Source organism: Inquilinus ginsengisoli (assembly GCF_050434925.1).
GTDB lineage: Bacteria > Pseudomonadota > Alphaproteobacteria > DSM-16000 > Inquilinaceae > Inquilinus > Inquilinus ginsengisoli_B.
Window position 1 is genome coordinate 4678573 of record NZ_JBNDJK010000001.1, and the last position, 21628, is coordinate 4700200.

At 70.9% G+C, this 21628-nt stretch carries 21 protein-coding genes; 18 read left to right on the forward strand and 3 right to left on the reverse strand.

What is annotated here, in order from left to right; genetic code table 11:
• Positions 1–9 precede the first annotated feature (9 nt).
• The 3 genes from QFZ27_RS22335 (at position 10) to QFZ27_RS22345 (ending at position 2129) form a co-directional block, all read left to right on the forward strand.
• The gene (locus QFZ27_RS22335) at positions 10–447 is read left to right on the forward strand and encodes a VirK family protein (protein WP_429228649.1); all 438 of its coding nucleotides are present in this window, start codon (positions 10–12) and stop codon (positions 445–447) included.
• Positions 448–558: 111 nt separating this feature from the next.
• Complete coding sequence (locus QFZ27_RS22340) at positions 559–1587, forward strand: methyltransferase (protein ID WP_429228650.1); 1029 nt, start codon at positions 559–561, stop codon at positions 1585–1587.
• Positions 1588–1652: 65 nt separating this feature from the next.
• Entirely contained in the window at positions 1653–2129 is a 477-nt protein-coding gene (locus QFZ27_RS22345; RefSeq protein WP_429228651.1) for a heme-binding protein, read from the forward strand.
• 4 nt (positions 2130–2133) lie between these two features.
• Here the strand turns inward: QFZ27_RS22345 and QFZ27_RS22350 are convergent, their stop codons facing one another.
• Positions 2134–2883, reverse strand: a complete 750-nt coding sequence (locus QFZ27_RS22350) for an SDR family NAD(P)-dependent oxidoreductase (RefSeq protein ID WP_429228652.1) — start codon at positions 2881–2883, stop codon at positions 2134–2136.
• Between the two features lie 95 nt (positions 2884–2978).
• Here QFZ27_RS22350 and QFZ27_RS22355 point away from each other — a divergent pair, with 95 nt between their 5' ends.
• Positions 2979–3884: a LysR family transcriptional regulator gene (locus QFZ27_RS22355; protein WP_429228653.1), complete on the forward strand. Its 906-nt coding sequence runs from the start codon at positions 2979–2981 to the stop codon at positions 3882–3884.
• 6 nt (positions 3885–3890) lie between these two features.
• Here QFZ27_RS22355 and QFZ27_RS22360 read toward each other — a convergent pair whose 3' ends face one another.
• Entirely contained in the window at positions 3891–4505 is a 615-nt protein-coding gene (locus QFZ27_RS22360) for a TetR/AcrR family transcriptional regulator (protein ID WP_429228654.1), read from the reverse strand.
• An 87-nt stretch (positions 4506–4592) separates the two neighbouring features.
• On the opposite strand from QFZ27_RS22360, the gene QFZ27_RS22365 reads away from it, so the two are divergent.
• Entirely contained in the window at positions 4593–5447 is an 855-nt protein-coding gene (locus QFZ27_RS22365) for an MBL fold metallo-hydrolase (RefSeq protein ID WP_429228656.1), read from the forward strand.
• A gap of 24 nt (positions 5448–5471) precedes the next feature.
• On the forward strand, positions 5472–5990 hold the full coding sequence (locus QFZ27_RS22370) for a hypothetical protein (RefSeq protein WP_429228657.1): 519 nt from the start codon (positions 5472–5474) through the stop codon (positions 5988–5990).
• On the opposite strand, the gene QFZ27_RS22375 is transcribed toward QFZ27_RS22370, so the two are convergent.
• The gene (locus QFZ27_RS22375) at positions 5987–7018 is read right to left on the reverse strand and encodes a glycosyl transferase family protein (RefSeq protein ID WP_429228658.1); all 1032 of its coding nucleotides are present in this window, start codon (positions 7016–7018) and stop codon (positions 5987–5989) included. The two genes, QFZ27_RS22370 and QFZ27_RS22375, sit on opposite strands and share 4 nt — an antisense overlap.
• A gap of 175 nt (positions 7019–7193) precedes the next feature.
• On the opposite strand from QFZ27_RS22375, the gene QFZ27_RS22380 reads away from it, so the two are divergent.
• The 12 genes from QFZ27_RS22380 (at position 7194) to QFZ27_RS22435 (ending at position 21623) form a co-directional block, all read left to right on the forward strand.
• Positions 7194–8807, forward strand: a complete 1614-nt coding sequence (locus tag QFZ27_RS22380) for a GMC family oxidoreductase (RefSeq protein ID WP_429228659.1) — start codon at positions 7194–7196, stop codon at positions 8805–8807.
• Positions 8808–8816: 9 nt separating this feature from the next.
• Positions 8817–9512, forward strand: coding sequence for an SDR family NAD(P)-dependent oxidoreductase (locus QFZ27_RS22385; RefSeq protein WP_429228660.1), 696 nt, complete (start codon positions 8817–8819; stop codon positions 9510–9512).
• Positions 9509–10045 carry a class I SAM-dependent methyltransferase gene (locus QFZ27_RS22390; protein ID WP_429228661.1) on the forward strand — a complete coding sequence of 179 codons (537 nt, stop codon included), beginning with the start codon at positions 9509–9511 and terminating at the stop codon, positions 10043–10045. Before QFZ27_RS22385 ends, QFZ27_RS22390 begins: the two co-directional genes overlap by 4 nt.
• A 58-nt stretch (positions 10046–10103) precedes the next feature.
• Positions 10104–10997: a proline iminopeptidase-family hydrolase gene (locus tag QFZ27_RS22395; protein WP_429228662.1), complete on the forward strand. Its 894-nt coding sequence runs from the start codon at positions 10104–10106 to the stop codon at positions 10995–10997.
• Positions 10998–11026: 29 nt separating this feature from the next.
• A complete protein-coding gene (locus tag QFZ27_RS22400; RefSeq protein WP_429228663.1) occupies positions 11027–11965 on the forward strand; it encodes an ABC transporter permease in 939 nt (312 codons plus the stop codon).
• Positions 11962–12819 (forward strand): ABC transporter permease, encoded by an 858-nt coding sequence (locus QFZ27_RS22405; RefSeq protein WP_429228664.1) that lies wholly within the window; start codon positions 11962–11964, stop codon positions 12817–12819. The genes QFZ27_RS22400 and QFZ27_RS22405 overlap by 4 nt, the downstream gene beginning before the upstream one ends.
• On the forward strand, positions 12816–13460 hold the full coding sequence (locus tag QFZ27_RS22410) for an ATP-binding cassette domain-containing protein (RefSeq protein WP_429228665.1): 645 nt from the start codon (positions 12816–12818) through the stop codon (positions 13458–13460). Before QFZ27_RS22405 ends, QFZ27_RS22410 begins: the two co-directional genes overlap by 4 nt.
• Before the next feature lie 10 nt (positions 13461–13470).
• Positions 13471–13794, forward strand: coding sequence for an oligopeptide/dipeptide ABC transporter ATP-binding protein (locus QFZ27_RS22415; protein WP_429228666.1), 324 nt, complete (start codon positions 13471–13473; stop codon positions 13792–13794).
• Positions 13791–14774, forward strand: a complete 984-nt coding sequence (locus QFZ27_RS22420; RefSeq protein ID WP_429228667.1) for an ABC transporter ATP-binding protein — start codon at positions 13791–13793, stop codon at positions 14772–14774. The genes QFZ27_RS22415 and QFZ27_RS22420 overlap by 4 nt, the downstream gene beginning before the upstream one ends.
• A 26-nt stretch (positions 14775–14800) precedes the next feature.
• Positions 14801–16321, forward strand: a complete 1521-nt coding sequence (locus QFZ27_RS22425) for an ABC transporter substrate-binding protein (RefSeq protein WP_429228668.1) — start codon at positions 14801–14803, stop codon at positions 16319–16321.
• Between the two features lie 2 nt (positions 16322–16323).
• On the forward strand, positions 16324–17421 hold the full coding sequence (locus tag QFZ27_RS22430; RefSeq protein WP_429228669.1) for an NAD(P)/FAD-dependent oxidoreductase: 1098 nt from the start codon (positions 16324–16326) through the stop codon (positions 17419–17421).
• A gap of 365 nt (positions 17422–17786) precedes the next feature.
• The gene (locus tag QFZ27_RS22435; protein ID WP_429228670.1) at positions 17787–21623 is read left to right on the forward strand and encodes a hybrid sensor histidine kinase/response regulator; all 3837 of its coding nucleotides are present in this window, start codon (positions 17787–17789) and stop codon (positions 21621–21623) included.
• Positions 21624–21628 lie beyond the last annotated feature (5 nt).

Here is a 21628-nt window from a genome sequence, read left to right on the forward strand (position 1 = left end):
TCGCTGCCGATGGCCCATCGACCGTTCCGCCGCGCCTCGGCCGCGGCGCTGCTCGTCCTGCTCGCCGCCGCCGCGCCGGCCCAGGCCGGCTGGGACTACGCCAGGCTCGACCGCGAGCTGCGCGAGGGCGACAAGCCGACCATGGTGATCGACTTGGCCAAATGCCTCGACCCGTCCGGCGCCGGCGGTCCGCCGGTGGTGGCGGTGCCGAGCTTCACCACCTACAACCTGACGCCGCAATTCATCGCCACCTCCGAGACCCACGCCTTCGAGGCGGCGAACGGCGCGATGTCGCTGGAATACATCCGGCTGCGGATCTTCCCGGACAACACCGCCGAGCTGAGCCTGAAGCATCTGAATCCGTCGACCTATGAGACGGTGGGACCGATCACGACGCTGCGCTGCCGGCTGACCGACGGCTCGCTGACCGTGCGCGACGGCGATTAGAGACACTCGCGCCCGGTGACCCCCAATTGGTCTCCCAATCGGGGGATTGCCGCGGCCGCTTTGCCCCGCCGATTGTCGTGATGGCGCTATGCCCTTTTGGAGGGAGCCATCATGTCCACTGCGACCGGCCGGCAGGCCCCGGTCACGCCCGAGCACATCTTGCAGCTGGGGTTCGGCTTCTGGGCCTCGAAGGCGCTGTTGAGCGCGGTCGAGCTGGAGGTGTTCACCGTGCTGGCCGGCGGCCCGCTCGACGCCATGGCGCTGGGAGGCCGGCTCGGCCTGCATCCGCGCAGCGCCCGCGACTTCCTCGACGCGCTGGTGGCGCTGCACGTCCTGGAACGCACGGATGGCGCCTACGCCAACACCGCCGAGACCGATCTCTATCTCGACCGCGGCAAGCCCACCTATGTCGGCGGCATCCTGGAGATGGCCAACCGGCGGCTCTACCCGTTCTGGGGGAACCTGACCGAAGCGCTGCGCACCGGCCGGCCGCAGAACGAGGCCAAGGCGGGCGGCGACCTCTTCAGCGCGATCTATGCCAGCCCCGAAGGCCTCTCCGGCTTCCTCAACGCCATGACCGGCGTCAGCCTGCCGGTGGCGCGCGCGCTCGCCGCCCGCTTTCCCTGGGCCGGGGTCCGCAGCGTCATCGACATCGGCGCCGCGGCCGGGTCGATGCCGGTCGAGCTGGCCCTCGCCCATCCGCATCTCGAGGCGGGCGGCTTCGACCTGCCCCCGGTACGGCCGGTGTTCGAGGCCTATGTGGCGCAGCGCGGCCTGGCCGGCCGGGTGCGCTTCCACGAGGGCGACTTCATGCGCGGGCCGATGCCCTCGGCCGAAGTGCTGGTGATGGGCCACATCCTCCACGACTGGGACCTGGAGGAGAAGCGGATGCTGGTGGCCAAGGCCCATGCGGCGCTGCCGCAGGGCGGGACGCTGATCGTCTATGACCGGATGATCGACGACGACCGGCGGGAGAACGCGGCCGGCCTGCTGATGAGCCTGAACATGCTGATCGAGACGCCGGGCGGCTTCGACTATACCGGCGCCGATTGCGTCGGCTGGCTGCGCGAGGCGGGGTTCGCCTCGGTCCGGCAGGAGGCCCTCGTCGGACCCTATTCGATGGTGGTCGGGACCAAGTAGCCGCAGGATGCCCATGGCCGGCGAGGCTGTGGCAGGATCGGTCCAGCAGAGTCGAGGAGGGACCGATGACCGATCATGCCGCCCGCACCGCCGAGCTGGAGGCCGAGGAGGCGCGGCTGGCCTTCGACCGCTTCGACTTCGCCGAGGCCTGGGCGATCGGCCGCACGCTGGTCGAGAGCGCGCCGGCACCGGTCGCGATCCGCATCCAGGTGGGAGACCGGGTGCTGTTCGCCGCCGCGCTCGACGGCACCGCGGCCGACAACCAGATCTGGCTCGACCTGAAATCCGCCGCCGTCCGCCAGTTCGGCCACAGCACGCTGTGGCTGCACCACCGGCTCAAGGCGCGCGGCCGGACCCTGGCGGAGAGCCCATCGGTCCGCACGCCGATGATCGATCATGGCGGCGGCTTCCCGATCCGCATCGGCGCCCAGGTGGTCGGGTTCATCGGCGTCTCCGGCCTGCCGCACGAGGACGATCACCGGCTGATCACCAGCGCGATCGAGACGTACAAGGCAGGGCAGGCCGGAGCGGGCCGCGGCTGAGCGATCAGACCAGCGCCATGCCGCCATCGACATGCAGCTCGGCGCCGTTGACGAAGCCGCTGTCGTCCGAGGCCAGGAACAGTGCGGCGGAGGCCAGCTCCTCGGCGCTGCCCATCCGGCCGGCCGGGATCGTCTGCGACACGGCATGCAGGAAGCCCGGCACCTCGGCCTCCGGGATGCCGAGCTTGCCGAGGATGGCGGTCTCGGTCGGCCCCGGGCTGAGGACATTGACCCGGATCCTGCGGGATTTCAGCTCCAGCGCCCAGCTGCGCGCGAAGGCCGCGACCGCCGCCTTCGACCCGGCATAGACGGCGTGGTTGTCCAGGACCTTGGTCGCAGCGAGGGAACTGGTGACGATGATGCTGCCGCCGTCGCGCATGACCGGCGCGATGGCCTGCACGCCGAAGAAGACCCCGCGGGTGTTGACGGCGAAATGTGCGTCGTATTCGGCCGGGGTCACCTGCGCCGACGGGGCGATGGTGATCACCGCCGCGTTGGCGACATAGACGTCCAGCCCGCCGAAGCGACGCTCGACCTCCTCGGCCAGGGCGCGGTGGTGGTCGAGATCCGCGACATCGCCGCAGATGCCGACGGCGCCGTGGCCGATCTCCGCCACCGCCTGGTCGAGGACATCCTGCCGCCGGCCGGTGACCACGACCCGGGCACCCTCCTGCGCGAACAGCCGGGCGGCGGCCTTGCCGATTCCGCTGTTGCCGCCGGTGACGACGGCGACCTTTCCTTCGAGCTTGGGCATCTGTTTTCTCCACTGGATTGCGGATTGGATGTACCCATCGCCCGGCCGCCGCATTAGAGGGGAGGCGGGCACATGATCTGTGCCTGGAGGTCACGATGCCCCATCTGCTGAGCGAGGCGCCCGGCCTGGCCGCCTTCGTCCGCGCCGTCGAGGCCGGATCCTTCAGCGCCGCCGCGCGGGACCTGGGCACGACGCCGTCGGCCGTGTCGAAAAGCGTCGCGCGGCTGGAGCGGCATCTCGGCGCCAGGCTGTTCCGGCGATCGACCCGCATCCTGGCGCTGACCCCGGAGGGGCAGGCCTTCTTCGACCGGGTGTCGCCCCTGTTGCAGGAGATCGAGCAATCGGCGGACGTCGTGCAACCCTCGGCGGACCTGCGGGGCCGGCTGCGCGTCAGCCTGCCCAGCGAGATCGCCCGGCTGCTGATGGACGCCGTCCTGACCCGGTTCCTGACGCAGCATCCCTCGCTGGATCTGGAGATCGGCATCACCGATCGGCCCGTCGACCTGATCCGGGAGGATTACGACGTCGTCTTCCGCGTCGGCCACGTGCCGGCAAGCGACCTCATGGTCAGGACTCTGGCGCGGCTCGAGATGGTGCTGGTCGCGTCTCCGGCCTTCCTGGACCGGTGGGGCGCGCCCCGCAGCGTCGACGATCTCCGGGCGCTGCCCTTCGCGCGATACTTCGTCGGTCGCAGGGCGCCCGAGATCCGCTTTGCCGACGGCACCATCGTCGCGACGCGCGGGCGGGTAGGCTTCGACTCCGGTTTCGGCCTGCGCTCTGCGGCCAGGCTGGGGATGGGTGTCGCCTATGTGACGCGCTGCATCGTCGAGGAGGATCTGCGTCGTGGCGATCTCGTCGTCGTGCTGCCCGACAAGCCCCTGCCGCCGATGCCGTTCCAGGCCTTGCACGCCTTCGGGCAAGCAGCGCCGATGCGGGTCCGACTCCTGTCGGATTTCGTCGCCGGGGAGATCGGCCGCATCGCCGGCGACCGCCGGGGCTGACGCCGCTCAGGCCAGGAGCCCGCCGAAGACGACCTGCCGGAAGGCGAGGAGCGGGGCGTCGCTCTTCTCCACTCGCATCCGCAGCAGCGCGCCCTCCCAGCTGTTCATGACGAAGTCGGCCAGCAGCGGGGCAGGAAAGCGGCGCGCCGCCGAGCCGTCGGCCTGGGCCTCGGCGATGCAGGCCTCGATCAATCCGGTCCAGGCGGCGAAATGGCCGGCCAGGCGCTCGCGGATCAAGGCGCTGTGGTCCGCGGCCTCGGCGCTGAAGTTTCCCATCAGGCAGCCGCGGACATAGCCGGAGGCCCGGAACGCCTCGATGCGGTCGTCGAAATAGGCCTCCAGCCGCGCCAGTGGCGCCCGGGAGGAGTCGGTCAGGATGTCGCGCAGCTTTGCCTGGGTGCGCTCGGAATAGGCGTCGATCACCTCCGCCCCGAATGCCTCCTTGCTGGCGAAGTGGTTGTAGAAGGAGCCCTTGGGGACACCGGCTTCCTCGACGACGGCCTGGATTCCCGTTGCCGCATATCCCTCCGCATGCATCAGGCTGAGGCCCGCTTGCACCAGGGTGCCGCGGGTGCCGGGTTTCGGCTTCGGGCCTCGCCGGACCACCGGGCGAGATGCCATATCGAGGCTCCTTGATTAATTTAAGACGACCGGTCATATTCATTTTATCGGCGCTCGCGGATCGCCGTCAAGCAAAGGGATGCAGCCATGACCACCGGACCGGCCCTGCGCTGGGATGTGCTGACGATCAAGCGCCCCGGCCTCAGCCGCGATCTGCCGCCCGGCCAGGAGGCGCTGGCCTGGGTGGCGAACTCCTCGGTGCTGATCCAGGGCGAACGCGATGCCGTCCTGGTGGACACCTTCCTCACCGCCGCCCAGTCGCAGACCCTGCTGGATTGGGTCGTCGCCAGCGGCAAGCGCCTCACGGCGATCTACGTCACCCACGCGCATGGCGACCATTTCTTCGGCCTGGCGCCGCTGCTGGAGCGCTTCCCGGAGGCGCGGGCGGTGGCCACGCCGGCTGTGGTCCGGGCGATGCAGGCGCATCTGGCGCCGGCCAGCGTCGACGGCTTCTGGCGCCGGCTCTTCCCCGGCGAGATCCTCGATCGCCTCCCGGCCGCCGAGCCGTTGCAGGGAGACGCGCTGGAACTGGAGGGGCACCGGCTCGCCGTGGTCGATGCGGGGCGCACCGACACGGAGGTCTCGACCTGCCTCCACGTCCCGTCGATCGGGCTGCTGGTCGGCGGCGATGCGGTCTACAACGGCATTCACCCCTATCTCGGCGAGACCGACAGGGAGAGCCGGCTGGAATGGATCGCCACGCTCGACCGGCTCGAGGCGCTGGGCGCGGGGACCGTGATCGCCGCGCACAAGGTACCGGGAGCCGAGGACCATCCGCGGGTCATCGGCGAGACGCGGCAGTACCTCCGCGACTTCGACCGGCTGGACATGACGACCACGACGGCGCGCGAGCTGTACGACGCCATGCTTGCCCTCCATTCCGGCCGCGCCAATCCGGGTTCGCTCTGGGGTGCGGCCAAGGCCGCCAAGCCGCAGGCGTAGGCATTTGGAACGCGGAAGGTATCGATGATGAAGAGCACGTTCGCAGCGGTCGCCGTCGCGCTCGCGGCCGCATCGATTGCGGCGCCGGCCGCCGCGGCCGGGGACCCGTTGGATGCTCGCACCCTGGCCGCGATCGGCTCGCGATTCGAAGAGCTGATGGCCGCGGCGAACCGGCATGATCTCGCGGCCTTGGGCGGGATGTATTGGCGCTCGCCCTCGGCCCTCCTGGTCGCCAAGAGCGCCATCCCGTCCGAGGGCAATTGGGCGGCCTACTGGGGCAACGAGGCGATCGAGCGGAAGCTGCACGACATCGCCGCGTCCGGGCCCGTGGCGCTGCGGCCGGACCTGGCGAAGCTCAAGGTCGTCGGGCTGACCCGCGAGGTCGCCGAATCCTATGATCCGGTGACGATCACCGTCTCTTATGCCGGTCAGGACGGCACGCCGAGGCCGTTCCTGGTCATCATCGACTGGATCCGGACCGGCCGGGACTGGAAGATCGCGTCGGAGATCCTGCTGCCGGTGCCGCCGGCACCGAAATCCTAGCCGTTCCGCTCCCGCCACAGCGCCGCCGCCCGCTCCTGGTGGCGGGCATGGGCGGCGTCGCCGCTGTCGCCGGCGATCACCGCGAGGGCCACCGCGGCGGTGCCGACCACCGTGGCCTCGGCCGCGGGTTCCTCGGCGGCGCCGGTCCAGACGGCGCGGAAATGCTCCAGGTCGTGGCGCGCCAGCCGCTCGCCGCGGCCTTCGCCGACGATCGGCGGCACCGTTTCGTCCAGCGCCTCGCCGGCCACAAGGCGCTGCAGCGACAGCGCCTTCACGGGCGTGCGCTCGGCCTCGCCGCCGGCGCCCTTGACCACGCAGAGGTCGCTCTGGCCCAGCAGGCGCGCGGTGTCGCGGTGCAAATCCTGATAGGCCGGATGGAACACGCCGACGAAGCTGGCCTTGGCCGCGAATGGGTTCAGCAGGCGGGCCGCGGAGTTGACCGGGCTGCGCAGGCCCAGCACCGGCCGCAGCTCCATCAGCTCGGTCAGGGTGCGGCTGACCGCGCGCAGCGGCAGATAGGCGAAGCGGGTCTCGTCCAGGATACGGGCCGCCTCGGCCGGGGTCTCCGGCACCGGCAGGCCCAGCGCCCGCACCGCATCCTCGGTCTCGATGCCCTCGGTGACGCGGACATTGATGCCGTGCATCAGCACCGGATGGCCGGCGCGGGCGACCAGCAGAGCCGACAGCAGGAACCAGGGCGCGCCACGGGTCTTGCCGGCGGCGTAGGACGGCCAGTCCAGCGCCGGCCGCGTCGCCGGGGCGGTGGTGACCACGGCGCGGCCGGCGCGGATCATGCCGGCCAGCTCGGCCGCCGTCTCGCCGCGATAGCGCTCCAGCAGCAGGAAGGCGCCGACCTGCATCGGGTCGGCCTCGCCGGACAGGATGATGCCGAAGGCGTCCTGCGCCTCGGCCTCGGTCAGCGGCCGCGACCGGCCGGGGCCGCGGCCGATCGCCGCCAGATGCGCCGCCATGCGTTGCCGCGGCGGCGAGTCCAGGGTGGCGGTCACGGTTTCGACGTCGCTGGCCATGTGCTTTCTCGCCTGTCGGATCGGGAATGGTTAGCGCGGGCCGCCCGGTCCGTCGAGCGCTGCCGGGGTCGCGGGCTCATTGTATGGCTGCCGGCCTTGTAGGAAGATCGGCATCGAACATCAAAAACCAAGGCGGGTCGGGGTTCGGAATGGTGTTGAAGACAACGGCGGGCCGATGACGCGGACGATCGGAGCGTTCGACACTGTCATCGTCGGCGCCGGCTCGGCCGGCTGCGTGCTGGCCAACCGCTTGTCGGCCGACCCGAAGGCCTCGGTGCTGCTGCTGGAGGCTGGGGGCAAGCCCAGCTCCATCTGGGTCCATATCCCGGTCGGCTATCTCTACACCCATGGCAACCCCAGTCTCGACTGGTGCTTCAAGACCGAGCATGAGGCCGGGCTGGGCGGCCGGGCGATCAACTATCCGCGCGGCAAGGTGCTGGGCGGCTGCTCCGCCATCAACGGCATGATCTACATGCGCGGCCAGGCGCGCGACTATGACCAGTGGCGGCAGCTCGGCAATGCCGGCTGGGGCTGGGACGACGTGCTGCCGCATTTCATCAAATCCGAGGACCATTGGCAGGGCCGCTCGGCCTTCCATGGCTCGGGCGGCGAATGGCGGGTCGAGCCGCAGCGCCTGTCCTGGAGAATCCTCGACGCCTTCCGCCAGGCCGCGGCCGAGGCCGGGATTCCGCCGACCGAGGATTTCAACACCGGCGATAACGAGGGCTGCGGCTATTTCCAGGTGAACCAGCGCCGCGGCATCCGCTGGACCACGGCCAAGGGCTTCCTCAATCCGGCGCTGAAGCGGCCCAACCTGGCGGTCGAGACCCACGCCCAGGTGCTGAAGCTGCATCTCGAGGGCAAGCGGGTCGCCGGCGTGGTGTTCCGGCGGCCGGACGGCACCGAGGCCTATGCCGCGGCGGGCGAGGTGATCCTGGCGGCCGGCGCCGTGGGCTCCCCCGCCATCCTGCAGCATTCCGGCATCGGCCCGGCCGACCTGCTGGCCGCGCATGACGTGCAGCCGGCGCACGATCTGCCCGGAGTGGGCGAGAACCTGCAGGACCATCTGCAGCTGCGCCTGGTCTACAAGGTCAGCGGCGTGCCGACTTTGAACGAGCGGGCGAACCGGCTGCTCGGCCGCATCGGCATGGGCGTCGAATATGCGCTGTTCCGCAGCGGTCCGCTCAGCATGGCGCCCAGCCAGCTCGGCGCCTTCGCCCGCAGCGATCCGGCGCAGGAGACGGCCAATCTCGAATACCATGTCCAGCCGCTCAGCCTCGACCGCTTCGGCGAGCCGCTGCACAGCTACCCGGCCTTCACCGCGTCGGTCTGCAACCTGCGGCCGCACAGCCGCGGCTCGATCCGGATCAAGAGCCCGGACCCGACCGCGGCGCCGGCGATCCGGCCGAACTACCTGTCGGAGGAGGCGGACCGCCGGGTCGCGGCCGACGCCATCCGGCTGACCCGGCGGATCGCCACCGCGCCCGCCCTGGCCCGCTACGCGCCGGAGGAGGTGCGGCCGGGCCCGGCGCTGCAGGACGAGGCCGATCTGATGCGGGCGGCGGGCGACATCGCCACCACCATCTTCCACCCGGTCGGCACCTGCAAGATGGGCCGGGATCCGCTGGCGGTGGTCGATGAGCGGCTGCGGGTGCGTGGTTTGGCGGGGTTGCGCATCGCCGACGCCTCGATCATGCCGACCATCACCTCGGGCAACACCAACGCGCCCACCATCATGATCGCGGAGAAAGCCGCGGCGATGATCCTGGAGGATCGTCGTCAAGGCTAAGGAGATGCCATGGAGTTTCAGGATCGTCACGTCGTCGTCACCGGCGGCACCGGCGCGCTCGGCGCGGCGGTGGTCGGGCTGCTGCTCGAGGCAGGCGCCACCTGCCATGTCCCGGTCCGCGACCTGAAGGATTCGCGCCGCTTCGCCCATCGCGGCCACGACCGGGTGGTGCTGTCGCCGGTGCCGGACCTGGCCGACGAGGCGGCGGTGGCGGCGTTCTACGGGGCGCTGCCCGGGCTCTGGGCTTCGATCCATGTCGCCGGCGGCTTCGCCATGGCGCCGATCGGCGACACCGACAAGGCGATGCTGCAGCAGCAGCTCGACACCAACCTCGTCAGCGCCTTCCTGTGCTGCCGTGCCGCGGTGGCGGCGATCGGGCAGGGCGGCGGCCGCATCGTCAATGTCGCGGCCCGGCCGGCGCTGGAATGGCGCCAGGGCGCCGGCATGACCGCCTATACCGCGTCGAAGGCGGCGCTGGCCGCGCTGACCGTGGCCCTGGCGCAGGAGGTGGCGGGGCAGGGCATCCTGGTGAACGCCGTGGCGCCGTCGATCATGGACACGCCGGCCAACCGCGCCGCCATGCCCAAGGCCGATCACGCCGCCTGGCCGAAGGTGGAGGAGGTGGCGGCGACGATCCTGCATCTCGCCTCGCCGGACAATAAGGTCGGCCGCGGCGCGATCGTGCCGGTGTACGGCGAGGCGTGACCGGGCCGGTCTCCCCCCGGATCCTGGCCGCGGTCGACCTCCTCGCCCCGCGCCCGAGGGAGAGGCTGTTGGAGATCGGCTGCGGTACCGGCCAGGCGATCCAGGCGGTGATCGCGCGTCAGCCGACTGCAGCGGTCGTCGCCATCGATCGCTCCGACACCGCCGTGGCCCGGGCGCGGATCGTCAACGCGGCGGCGATCACGGCCGGGCGGGTGAGCATCGCCAGGGGCGACATCGAGCACGGGCCGGTCGCGCCGGGCGGCTTCGACCGGGTCTTCGCCGTTCGGGTGAACAGCTTCTGGACCCGTCCCGGCCTGGCCCTGCGGCATGTTGCCCGCAGCCTCCGCCCCGGCGGCGAGATATGGATTATTTACGACGAGCCGGCGGCCAGGATCGTCGAGACGATCCGGTCGTCGCTCCAAGCCTTCGGGATGCCGGACGGGCGGACCGAAGAGCGCCCCGGCGCGCTCGCCATCGTCGCGGGTCGCCGGGGACAGGCGGTCATAAACTTCCGCTTCGGCCGGCTTGTCTGATTTGTCCGATCAGTCTAGCGTCTCGCGACGCAAAAAAGATCAAGACGGGGATGGCAGGATGTGGCGGGAGATCGCGCCGGATCGGCGGGACGAGATTCGTGTGGATGGCCACAAGGTGGTGGCCTACAGCTTCGGCTCGGGGCCGGAGACGGTGCTGTGCCTCAACGGCGGCCCGGGGCTGCCCTGTGACTATCTGCGCGACGCGCATTCCTGCCTGATCGACCAGGGCTACCGCGTCGTCGCCTTCGACCAGCTCGGCACCGGCGCCTCGGACCGGCCGACCGATCCGGCACTGTGGACCATCACCCGCTATGTCGAAGAGGTGGAGACGGTACGCCAGGCGCTCGGGCTCGGCCGGGTGCATCTGCTCGGCCATTCCTGGGGCGGCTGGCTCAGCGTCGAATACGCGCTGACCCATCCCGAGGCGCTGAAGACCGTGATCCTGGAGGACACCGCCGCCGATATCCCGCACCTGATCGGCGAGCTGGAGCGGCTGCGTTCGGCGCTCGGCCCCGAGACCGTGGCGATGATGCAGCGGCACGAGGCCGAGGGCACGCTGGACCATCCCGTGTACCAGGCAGCGATCACCATCCTGAACCACCGCCATGTCTGCCGGCTGGACCATTGGCCGGCGCCAGTGAAGCGCTCGCTGGACGACTGGAACATGGGGCCCTACGGCACCATCCAGGGGCCGAACGAGTTCCTCTACACCGGTAATCTGAAGGACTGGAACCGGCTGCCGGACATGCGCCGGATCACCGTGCCGGTGCTGATCACCTGCGGCCAGCATGACGAGCTGACCCCGGCCTGCGCGCTGCGCATGAAGCTGGCGCTGCCGAACGCCCGGCTGCACGTCTTCCCCAACTCCAGCCACATGCCCTTCTACGAAGAGCCGCACGCGTATTATCCTGTGCTGCTGGACTTCCTGAAGGCGCATGGGGCGACCGCCTGATGCCCGCCCGCCGCCCGGGCTGACCGTCGATGCACCGCTTCCGCTTCGTCCTGACCCGACCGCTGCAGCTGATCCCGGTGCTGTTCGGCATCAGCGTCATCACCTTCGTGCTGATCCGCTCGATCCCCGGCGACCCGGTGCGGGTGCTGCTCGGCACCAAGGCGACGCCGGACGCGGTCGTCCGGATCCGCGCCCAGTTCGGGCTGGACGAGCCGCTGTGGACGCAATACGCGCTGTTCCTGCAGAACCTGTCGCAGGGCGAGATGGGCCGGTCGATCTTGTACAAGATCCCGGTGCTGCGCCTGATCGCCGAGCGGATCGAGCCGACCCTGCTGCTGGTGTTCGGCGCCGTCCTCCTGTCGCTGCTGATCGCCGTGCCCTTCGCCGCCATCGCCGCACGCCGCCGCGGCCGGCTGGCCGACCACGCCATCCGCATCATCTCCACCACCGGTCTCGGCCTGCCGCCGTTCTGGCTGGGGATCATGCTGATCATCCTGTTCAGCGTGACGCTGGGCCTGTTCCCGGTGGCGGGCTATGGCGACGACTGGGCCGACCGGCTGCACCATCTGGTGCTGCCCTGGCTGACCATCGCCCTGGCGCTGTCGGCGGTGCTGACCCGGACGCTCAGGGCCGCGATGATCGCCGAGCTGCGTTCCGACCAAGCCACCGCGGCACGGGCGCGCGGCCTGCCCGAGGGCATGGTGTTCTGGCGCCATGTCGTGCCCAACGCCATTGTGCCGACCATCAACCTGCTGGCGGTCAACATCGGCTGGCTGATCGGCGGCACGGTGATCATCGAGAACGTGTTCTCGATCCCCGGCATGGGCCAGCTGCTGGTGCGCGGCATCTTCACCCGCGACTACATGGTGGTGCAGGGCGTGGCCATGGCCTTCGCCGTGGCCAGCGTCACGGTGAACTTCCTGGCCGACATCCTGACCGTCGCCCTCGACCCGCGGGTGAAGCTGTGAGCGCCGTCGCCGGCACGCCCGCCGCCCGGCTGCGCTTCAGGCTCAGGCTGCCGCGGGTGCCGGGCGCGCTGTGGTGGGGCGCCGGGATCGTCGGATTCTTCGTGCTGACGGCGCTGCTGGCACCGATGCTGGCGCCCTACGACCCGATCGCGCAGGACACCGCGAACGCGCTGCTGCCGCCCGGGCCCGGGCACTGGCTCGGCACCGACAATTTCGGCCGCGACGTGCTGTCCCGGATGATCTGGGGCACCCGCCTCGACCTGATGATGGGCGTGTTCGGGGTGCTGATCCCGTTCATCCTCGGCACCGCGGTCGGCTGCGTCTCCGGCTATTTCGGCGGCTGGGTCGATGTCGTGGTGATGCGGGTCGTCGACATCGTCATCGCCTTTCCCTTCCTGGTGCTGATGCTGGCGATCATGGCCATCCTCGGTCCTGGCCTGGGCAGCTTCTTCATCGCCATGGCCCTCGTCGGCTGGGTGTCCTACGCCCGGCTGGTCCGGGCCCAGGTGCTGGTGCTGAAGGCCAGCGACTTCGTCACCGCCGCGCGCAGCCTGGGCTACGGCCATCTTCGCATCATGGCCCGGCACATCCTGCCCAACGCCTTGGTCAGCTCGCTCGTGTTCTCGATGTCGGACGTGGTGCTGACCATGCTGCTCGGCGCCTCGATCAGTTATCTCGGCCTCGGGGTGCAGCCGCCGACGGCGGAGTGGGGCGTGATGGTGGCGGAAAGCCAGAACTTTATCATCCGCGCCTGGTGGATCGCCGCCTTCCCCGGTGCTGCGCTGGCGGTGATCGCGCTCGGCTTCAGCCTGCTCGGCGACGGCCTCGGCGAATGGCTTGGGGTGAAGGAATGACCGCGCCGCTGCTGGAGGTGCGCGACCTGTCGGTGGCCCTGACCAGGGCGGGAGAGGAGACGACCATCGTCGACCGCGTCTCCTTCGCCTTGGAGGCGGGGCAGGTGATGGGACTGGTGGGCGAGAGCGGCTCGGGCAAGAGCGTCACCTGCCGGGCGTTGATCGGCCTCTTGCCGGGCGGGCTGTGCATCGCCGGCGGCTCGGTGTGGCTCAAGGGCCGCGACCTCGCGGCGCTGGATCCGGAGGCGATGCGCCGGGTGCGCGGGCGCGAGATCGGCATGATCTTCCAGAACCCGTCCAGCCATCTCGACCCGGTGATGCGGATCGGCGACCAGATCGCCGAGGGCATCCGCCTGCACCGCGGCGCCTCGAAGCGCGAGGCGCGATCGGCCGCCGTGGACCTGCTGCGCCAGGTCGGCATCCCGGATCCGGAACGGCGGGCCGGCGGCTATCCGCACGAATTCTCCGGCGGCATGCGGCAGCGGGCGATGATCGCCACGGCGCTGGCCTGCGACCCGGAGGTGCTGATCGCCGACGAGCCGACCACCGCGCTGGACGTCACCGTGCAGGCGCAGATCCTGCGGCTGCTGCTGGACCTGCGCGACCGGCGCGGGCCTCGCCATCATCCTGATCACCCATGATCTCGGCGTGGTGGCGCAGAGCTGCGATCGCATCGCCGTGATGTATGGCGGCACGCTGTGCGAGGCCGGCGCCAAGCGGGCGGTGCTGGCGGCGCCGCGCCATCCCTACACGGCCCGGCTGATCGCCTGCCAGCCGTCCCACGGGGGCAGCGCCGGCCTGCTGCCTTTCATCCCCGGCCAGCCGCCGGCCCTGGCCGACTTGCCCACCGGCTGCCGCTTCCATCCGCGCTGCGACCGTGCCTTCGACCGCTGCACCGCGGTCCAACCGGACCCGTCGTGGCCGGAGCCCGGCCACATGGCAGCCTGCCACCGGGCGTTGGGGGACGCGGCATGACGCTGCTCGACGTCCAGGACCTTGAGGTTCATTTCCGTGCCGGCGGCCTGGCGCTGCCGGGGCGCTCGCCAAGGCTGGTGAGGGCGGTCAACGGCGTGTCCTTCACCCTGGCGCCGGGCGAGGCGCTGGGGCTGGTCGGCGAATCCGGCTGCGGCAAGAGCACGTTGGGCCGCGCCATCCTGCGGCTCGGCGAGGCCACGGGCGGCGCCATCCGCTTCGGCGGCGCCGACGTGGCGTCGAGTGGCCGCGCCGGCGTCGCCCGGCTGCGCCGTGAGACCGCGATGATCTTCCAGGACCCGTATGGCGCGCTGAACCCGCGCATGGCGGTGGGCGAGGCGATCGCCGAGGTGTTGCGGGTCCACCGCAAGGTGCCGCGCGACCGCGTCCCGGCGCGGGTGGCGGAACTGCTGACCCTGGTCGGCCTCCGGCCCGAGCACGCGGCCCGCCGCCCGGCCGAACTGTCCGGCGGCCAGTGCCAGCGCGTCGGCATCGCCCGGGCGCTGGCGGTGGAGCCGAAGCTGATCATCGCCGATGAATGCGTCGCCGCGCTCGACGTCTCGATCCAGGCGCAGATCATCAACCTGCTGATCGAGCTGAAGGCCCGGATGAACCTGGCCCTGATCTTCATCGCCCATGACCTCGCCGTGGTCCGGCGGCTGTGCGACCGGGTGGCGGTGATGTATCTCGGCCGGATCGTCGAGGAGGGGCCGGCCGAGGCGGTGTTCGCGATGCCGCGACACCCCTACACCCAGGCCCTGGTCCGGGCGATCCCCGAAATCGATCCCGACCGCGCGCTGCCGGCGGGCCTCTTGGCCGGCGAGCCGCCGAGCCCGCTCGATCTGCCGCCGGGCTGCGCCTTCCATCCGCGCTGCCCCTTCGCCATGGCGGAATGCCGAGCCGGGGCGCCGCCGGCGCTGCGGCCGGTCGACGGGCGCTTCACGGCCTGCCATCTCTATCCAGCAATCCCCGCCCATAGCTGAGGCGGGGCAACAACCGGAGGCTCACGATGACACGAAACAGGAAACATCTCGGCATCGCCACGGCCGCGTTCCTGGCGGCGCTGGTCGCCGGCGGGGCGGCGGCCGAAGCGGCGGGCGTGCTGACCATCGGCCGGCGCGAGGACGGCACCACCTTCGACCCGATCAAGACCTCGCAGAATGTCGACTATTGGGTGTTCTCGAACGTCTATGACGTGCTGATCCGGGTCAGCAAGGACGGCACCAAGCTGGTCCCCGGCCTGGCCGAAAGCTGGTCCGTCTCCGACGACGGCGTGGTTTACACGCTGAAGCTGCGCGACGCGAAATTCTCCGACGGCAGCCCGGTCACCGCCGCCGACGCCGCCTTCTCGCTGCTGCGGGCGCGCGACAATCCGGGGTCGCTGATCGCCGACAACTACAAGGTGATCAAGACGGCCGAGGCGAAGGACGACCACACGCTGGTGATCACGCTGAACCAGCCGGCGACGCCATTCCTGGCCAGCCTGGCCCTGCCGGGCGTGGCGGTGCTGCCGCAGAAGGTCGTGACCGCGATGGGCGAGGACGCTTTCGCCGAGAAGCCGATCGGCTCCGGCGCCTTCACCATGGAGGAGTGGAGCCGCGGCAACAAGGTGGTGCTGAAGAAGAACCCGAACTTCTGGCAGGCCGACCAGGTCAGCCTCGACGGCGTCGAATGGATTTCCGTCCCCGACGACAACACCCGGATCCTGAAGGTCCAGGCGGGCGAGCTCGACACCGCCATCTTCGTGCCCTTCGCCAAGGTGGCGGAGCTGGAGAAGGACCCGAACCTGACGATGCACAAGGACCCCTCGACCCGCGAGGACCACCTGCTGATCAACCATTCGCATGCGCCGCTGGACAAGCTGGAGGTGCGCGAGGCGATCGACTATGCCATCGACAAGAAGGTGATCGTCGACACCGTCACCTTCGGCATCGGCACGGTCGCCAACTCCTATGTCCCGAAGGGCGCGCTGTACTACACCGCCGACAACGGCGCCCGGCCCTATGATCCGGAGAAGGCGAAGGCGCTGCTGGAGAAGGCGGCCGCCGGACCGATCGCGCTGACCTATCTGGTGCAGACCGGCGACACGGTGGACGAGCAGGTGTCGGTGCTGATCCAGCAGCAGCTGGCCAAGGTCGGCATCACCGTCAACCTGCAGAAGGTCGACCCGAGCCAGACCTGGGACATGGAGGTGGCCGGCGACTACGACCTGGCGATGAACTACTGGACCAACGACATCATCGACCCGGACCAGAAGACCACATTCGTCCTCGGCTACGACGCCAACCTGAACTACTACACCCGCTACAAGAACGACGCGGTGGTGGCCTTGGTGGCCAAGGCCCGGGTCGAGACCGATCCGGCCAAGCGCGAGGCGATGTATGTCGACCTGCAGAAGATGGCCAAGGCCGACGTCAACTGGATCGACCTGTACTACAGCCCGTACCTGACCGTTTCCCGCAAGAACATCGAGGGCTTCGGTCAGACCCCGCTCGGGCGGTTCTACCTCGAAGACGTGAAGAAGAACTGAGGATGGCTTCCATCATCGTGATCGGCGCGGGCGTCATCGGCGCCTCGGTCGCATACCGGCTGGCACAGGGCGGCGCGTCGGTCACGGTGCTGGAGGCGACGCGGATCGGCGCCGGCACCTCCGGCACCAGCTTCGCCTGGGTCAATTCGCACGGCAAGACGCCGCGGGCCTATCACGACCTCAACGTCGCCGGCATGAAGGCGCATGCGGCGCTGCGCGACGAGTTCCCGGTCACGCCCTGGCTGCACCTGAACGGCAGCCTGGAATGGGCCGACGGGGCCGGGCAGGAGGAGCAGCGCCGGCGCTTCGAGCGGCTGCGCGACTGGGGCTATGCTGCCGAATGGATCTCGGGCGTGCAACTGCGCGAGCTGGCGCCTGACATCGACCCGGCGGCCGTCGGCGACGCGCCGGTCGCCTGGTTCCCGGAGGAGGGCTGGGTCGACCCGGTGGTCTACGCCCAGGCGATGCTCGCCGCCGCCCGCCGCCTCGGCGCGCGGGTCGAGATCGGGGCCCGGGTGGCGCAAGTGGAGCTGCGGTCGGGCCGCGTCACCGGCGTGATCCTGGCGGACGGCCGGACGCTGGGCGCCGATCTGGTGGTCAACTGCACCGGCCGCTGGGCCGATGGCTTCGAGCCGGCGCTGCGCATCCCGCTGGCGCCGACCGCGGGGCTGCTGGCCTTCACCCCGCCGGTCGCGGTCGGGCTCGAGCGCCTGCTGAAGGCGCCGGGCTGCGACATCCGGCCGGACGGCGCCGGCCGTCTGCTGGTCTGCCGCAACGACGACGCGTTCGACCCGGTCACGGCGCCGCGGCCGAGCGTCGACCTGCCGGAGATGCGCGAGCTGCTGCAGCGCGCCCGCGCGATCCTGCCGGCGATCGGGCCGGTGGAGCTGGAGGCGGTGCGCCTCGGCATCCGCGCCATTCCGAGGGACAGCTACTCCGCCGTCGGGACGGTGCCGCAGGTCGAGGGCTACTACGCCGCCGTGACCCATAGCGGCGTCACCCTGGCCGCCTTCCTCGGCGCCGCGGTGGCCGACGAGGTCTTGCGCGGCACCGTCCGCCCCGAGCTGGCCACCTTCCGCCCGGCGCGCTTCTTCGGCTGAGTGGGAGTTGTTTCTCCTGCAAGCGAGTCCCTTTCAAAAAGGCTGAGACCCAACCCATTTTAGTCCCCCCTCCCCTTGCGGGAGGGGGGCAGGGGGAGGGGGCTGCGCGCGTCCGCGCGCGAATGCGCACAGGAGAGGCTTCACTGTCGGAATCAAAATCACCAGGCTTTGGGCCGGTCCTGACGTCGACACCCCCCTCCCCCTAGCCCCCTCCCGCGAGGGGAGGGGGGACTGATTTTGCTTTTGACCGATGTCGTCACAAGCCTCCGGAAAGACCGTGCCTGAAACGCTCGGCGCGCGGCGTCTGCCATCTTATGCTGGCGTCATGATCGGGAGGAACGAACGCGACAAGCGGGGAGCGGGCGGTGGCTGACTGGCTGCTGTGGCTGATCGCGCTCGGCTATCTCGGCCTGCTCTTCGCCGTCGCCTTCATCGGCGACCGCAGCCCGGCCTATTGGCGCTCCGGCCTGCGCGAGCCCGCGGTCTACGCCCTGTCGCTCGCGGTCTACTGCACCTCCTGGACCTTCTATGGCGGCGTCGGCCGCGCCGCGTCGCACGGGCTCGACTTCACCCTGATCTATGTCGGGCCGATCCTGGTGATCACCGTCGGCTTCCCGATGATGAAGAAGATCACCCGGGTGGCGCGCGAGCAGAACATCACCTCGATCGCCGACTTCATCGCCGCCCGCTACGGCAAGAGCCGCGTCGTCGCCGCGGTGGCGACCATCATCGCGCTGGTCGGCGTGCTGCCCTATATCGCGCTGCAGCTGCAGGCCGTGTCGCTCAGCTTCGGCGCGCTGGCCACGGGGCCGGGCGGGCGAGGGGGCGCGCCGGTGTGGACCGACACTGCCCTGCATGTCGCCTTGACCATGGCGGTCTTCGCCATCCTGTTCGGCGTCCGCCACGTCCAGGCGAATGAGCGGCACCAGGGCATGATCCTGGCGATCGCCTTTGAATCCCTGGTCAAGCTGGGCGCGATCCTGGCGGCCGGGGCGTTCGTCACCTTCGCCATGTTCGACGGGCCGGGCGACCTGGCGGCGCGGCTGCTGTCGGTGCCGGCGCTGCAGGCGCGGCTGGAGGGCTTCGCCGCCGGGCCGGAATGGGTGTCGATCACGGTGATGTCGGCGCTGGCCTTCCTGTGCCTGCCGCGGCAGTTCCATGTCGGCGTGGTGGAGAGCGGCCGGGCGGCCGACCTGCGCACGGCGCGCTGGCTGTTCCCGGCCTATCTCGGCGCCATCAACCTGTTCGTCCCGGCCTTCGCCGTGGCCGGGCTGCTGCTGCTGGGCAGCGCCGCCGATCCCGACCTGTTTGTGCTGGCCTTGCCGATGCGGGCGGGCGACCCGCTGCTGTCGCTGGCCGTGTTCCTGGGCGGGCTGTCGGCCGCCACCGGCATGGTGATCGTCGAGACCGTGGCGCTCAGCACCATGATCAGCAATGAGCTGGTGCTGCCGCTGCTGCTGCGCGGCGGCATGGCGGCGCGCGGCGACAGCGACCTCGGCCCCGCCGTGCTGCGCATCCGCCGGATCGCGATCTTCGGCATCCTGCTGCTGGCCTATGCCTATCACGCCATGATCGGGGGCAGCCTGCCGCTGGCCTCGATCGGGCTGATCGCCTTCTGCGCCGTGGCCCAGTTGGGGCCGGCTCTGATCGCCGGGCTGTACTGGCGCGGCGCCCATCGCCATGGCGCCTTCGCCGGCATGGCGGGCGGCTTCCTGGTCTGGGTCGTGGTCTTCCTGGCGCCGACCCTCACCGGGATCGACTGGGTGTCGTCGGTGCCGCTGTTCGGCATCGACGGGGCGCTGTGGGGGATCGGCGACAATGTCGACGCCCTGACCCGCGGCGCCTTCTGGAGCCTGGCGCTCAACACCGTGCTGCTGGTCGGCGTGTCGCGGCGGGCGCGGGCGGGCGAGCGCGACCGGGAGCAGGCTGACGCGTTCGTGGGCCCGGTGGTCGAGGCCCGGCAGCGGCCGCAGGCCACGCACCGCGCCGCCGCCTTCGACGACCTCAAGACCCTGGTCGCCCGCTTCATCGGGCCGGACCGGGCCGAGCTGGCCTTCGGCGGGCCGGTCGCGGCTTTGCGCGACCGCGACCTGGCCGACCACACCGAACGGCTGCTGAGCGGCGCGATCGGCGCCGCCTCGGCCCGCATCATGGTGGCCGCGACGATGCGCCGGCACCGCTCCACCATCGGCCGGTCGCAGACGCTGCTGCGCCAGGCGTCGGAGGCGATCCTCTTCAATCGCGACCTGCTGAGCGCCACGCTCGACAATATCGGCCAGGGCATCGGCGTGTTCGACCGCGAGCTGCGCCTCGCCGGCTGGAACCGCCGCTTCGTCGAGATCCTCGGCCTGGCCGAGACGCAGGTCGCGATCGGCATGCCGCTCCAGGCGCTGGCGGCGCCGGGCGGCGGCCTCGACCTGTCGGTCCTGCTCGAGGAGCAGCGCGATCCGGAGCGGCGCCGGCGCGCCCACAGCCATGAGCGGCGCGACACCGACGGGCGGGTGCTGGAGCTGCAGACCAACCCGATGCCGGATGGCGGCTTTGTCCTGGTCTGCACCGACGTCACCGAGCGGGTGAAGACGCTGGACGCGCTGCGCGAGAGCGAGCGGCGGATCCGCATCTACACCGACAATGTCCCGGTGCTGATCGCCTATGTCGACCGGGAGGAGCGCTACCGCTTCACCAACCGCCCCTATGAGCAGGCGCTGGGGCTGCAGCGGGGGCAGAGCAACGGCCTGTCGATCCGCACCGCCCTGGGCGAGGACCGCTATGCCCGGCTGAAGCCGTATATCGATGCGGCGCTGGCCGGGCGGCACCAGGTGTTCGAGATCGGCTTCGCCGCCGCCGGAGCCGAGCTGGCGCGCGGCACCTACATCCCGCACCGGGACGATCAGGGCCGGGTCATCGGCTTCTTCACCCTGTACCAGGACATCACCGAGCAGCGCCGGGCCGAGGCCGTGCTGCGCGAGACCGCCGAGACGCTGGAGCGCCGTGTCGCCGAGCGCACCAGCGAGCTGACCGCGCTGAACGAGGCGCTGGCGGCGGCCAAGGCGGCGGCCGAGGCGGCCAATCTCGGCAAGACCCGGTTCCTGGCGGCGGCGAGCCACGACCTGCTGCAGCCCTTCCACGCCGCCCGCCTGCTGACCGCCACCCTGGCGGAGCGGCTCGGCCGCCGCCCGGAGGCGCCGCTGGTCGGCCACATAGACAGCTCGCTCGGCGCGGTCGAGGAATTGCTGCAGGCGCTGCTGGAGATCTCCAAGCTCGACGCCGGCGCCGTCGAGCCGCAGCCGCGGCCGGTGGCGGTGGACGAGATCCTGCGCATGGCCGCTCTGCCGTTCGAGCCGATCGCGCGCCGCCGGGGCCTGCGCCTCAAGGTCGCGCGCTCGGCCCTGACCGTGCAGACCGACCCGGCGCTGGTCCGCCGCATCGTGCAGAACTTCGTCTCCAATGCCGTGCGCTACACAACGCAGGGGACGGTGCTGGTCGGCTGCCGCCGGCGGGCCGGCGCCCTGGCGATCCAGGTCTGGGACACCGGGCCGGGCATCCCGCCGGAGCAGCTCTCCGCCATCTTCGAGGAGTTCCGCCGCCTCGGCTCGGGCAGCGCGGACGAGCCGGCGGGGCTGGGGCTCGGCCTCGCCATCGTCGAGCGCATCGCGGCGCGGCTCGGCCACCAGGTGGCGGTGCGCTCCTGGCCCGGCCGCGGCAGCGTGTTCGAGGTGGTGCTGCCGCTGGCGGAGACTCAAGTTCCGGCGCGGCCGGCCGAGACGCCCAAGCTGCGATCGCCGGGCACCGACCTGGCCGGGCGGCTCATCCTCTGCGTCGACAACGACCACGCCATCCTGACCGCCACCCGGCTGCTGCTGGAGGGGTGGGGCTGCACCGTGCTGGCGGCGACCGATGCGGCCGGGGCGACGGAGGCGCTGCAGCCGCTCGGGCGGACGCCGGACATGGTGCTGCTCGATTATCACCTCGCCGGAATGGAGACCGGGCTCGAAGTCCTCGATGCGCTGGAGGCCGCGGTCGGCCATCCGCTGGCCGCCGCGATGGTGACGGCGGACCGCACCGAGGCGCTGAAGGCCGCCGCCCGCGCGCGCGGCCTGCCGCTGCTGCACAAGCCGCTGAAGCCGGCGGCGCTGCGGGCGCTGCTGGTCCAGCGCCTGGCGGCTCATCCGACGCCCGCTGAAACGCCGCCCGCCGCCTGAGGCGG

Coding starts and splice junctions, on each gene's coding strand:
- QFZ27_RS22395 (WP_429228662.1), top strand. CDS start 10,104: ATGTGGCGGGAGATCGCGCCGGATCGGCGGGACGAGATTCGTGTGGAT.
- QFZ27_RS22365 (WP_429228656.1), top strand. CDS start 4,593: ATGACCACCGGACCGGCCCTGCGCTGGGATGTGCTGACGATCAAGCGC.
- QFZ27_RS22355 (WP_429228653.1), top strand. CDS start 2,979: ATGCCCCATCTGCTGAGCGAGGCGCCCGGCCTGGCCGCCTTCGTCCGC.
- QFZ27_RS22380 (WP_429228659.1), top strand. CDS start 7,194: ATGACGCGGACGATCGGAGCGTTCGACACTGTCATCGTCGGCGCCGGC.
- QFZ27_RS22385 (WP_429228660.1), top strand. CDS start 8,817: ATGGAGTTTCAGGATCGTCACGTCGTCGTCACCGGCGGCACCGGCGCG.
- QFZ27_RS22400 (WP_429228663.1), top strand. CDS start 11,027: ATGCACCGCTTCCGCTTCGTCCTGACCCGACCGCTGCAGCTGATCCCG.
- QFZ27_RS22425 (WP_429228668.1), top strand. CDS start 14,801: ATGACACGAAACAGGAAACATCTCGGCATCGCCACGGCCGCGTTCCTG.
- QFZ27_RS22360 (WP_429228654.1), bottom strand. CDS start 4,505: ATGGCATCTCGCCCGGTGGTCCGGCGAGGCCCGAAGCCGAAACCCGGC.
- QFZ27_RS22350 (WP_429228652.1), bottom strand. CDS start 2,883: ATGCCCAAGCTCGAAGGAAAGGTCGCCGTCGTCACCGGCGGCAACAGC.
- QFZ27_RS22420 (WP_429228667.1), top strand. CDS start 13,791: ATGACGCTGCTCGACGTCCAGGACCTTGAGGTTCATTTCCGTGCCGGC.
- QFZ27_RS22375 (WP_429228658.1), bottom strand. CDS start 7,018: ATGGCCAGCGACGTCGAAACCGTGACCGCCACCCTGGACTCGCCGCCG.
- QFZ27_RS22370 (WP_429228657.1), top strand. CDS start 5,472: ATGATGAAGAGCACGTTCGCAGCGGTCGCCGTCGCGCTCGCGGCCGCA.
- QFZ27_RS22430 (WP_429228669.1), top strand. CDS start 16,324: ATGGCTTCCATCATCGTGATCGGCGCGGGCGTCATCGGCGCCTCGGTC.
- QFZ27_RS22345 (WP_429228651.1), top strand. CDS start 1,653: ATGACCGATCATGCCGCCCGCACCGCCGAGCTGGAGGCCGAGGAGGCG.
- QFZ27_RS22410 (WP_429228665.1), top strand. CDS start 12,816: ATGACCGCGCCGCTGCTGGAGGTGCGCGACCTGTCGGTGGCCCTGACC.
- QFZ27_RS22335 (WP_429228649.1), top strand. CDS start 10: ATGGCCCATCGACCGTTCCGCCGCGCCTCGGCCGCGGCGCTGCTCGTC.
- QFZ27_RS22340 (WP_429228650.1), top strand. CDS start 559: ATGTCCACTGCGACCGGCCGGCAGGCCCCGGTCACGCCCGAGCACATC.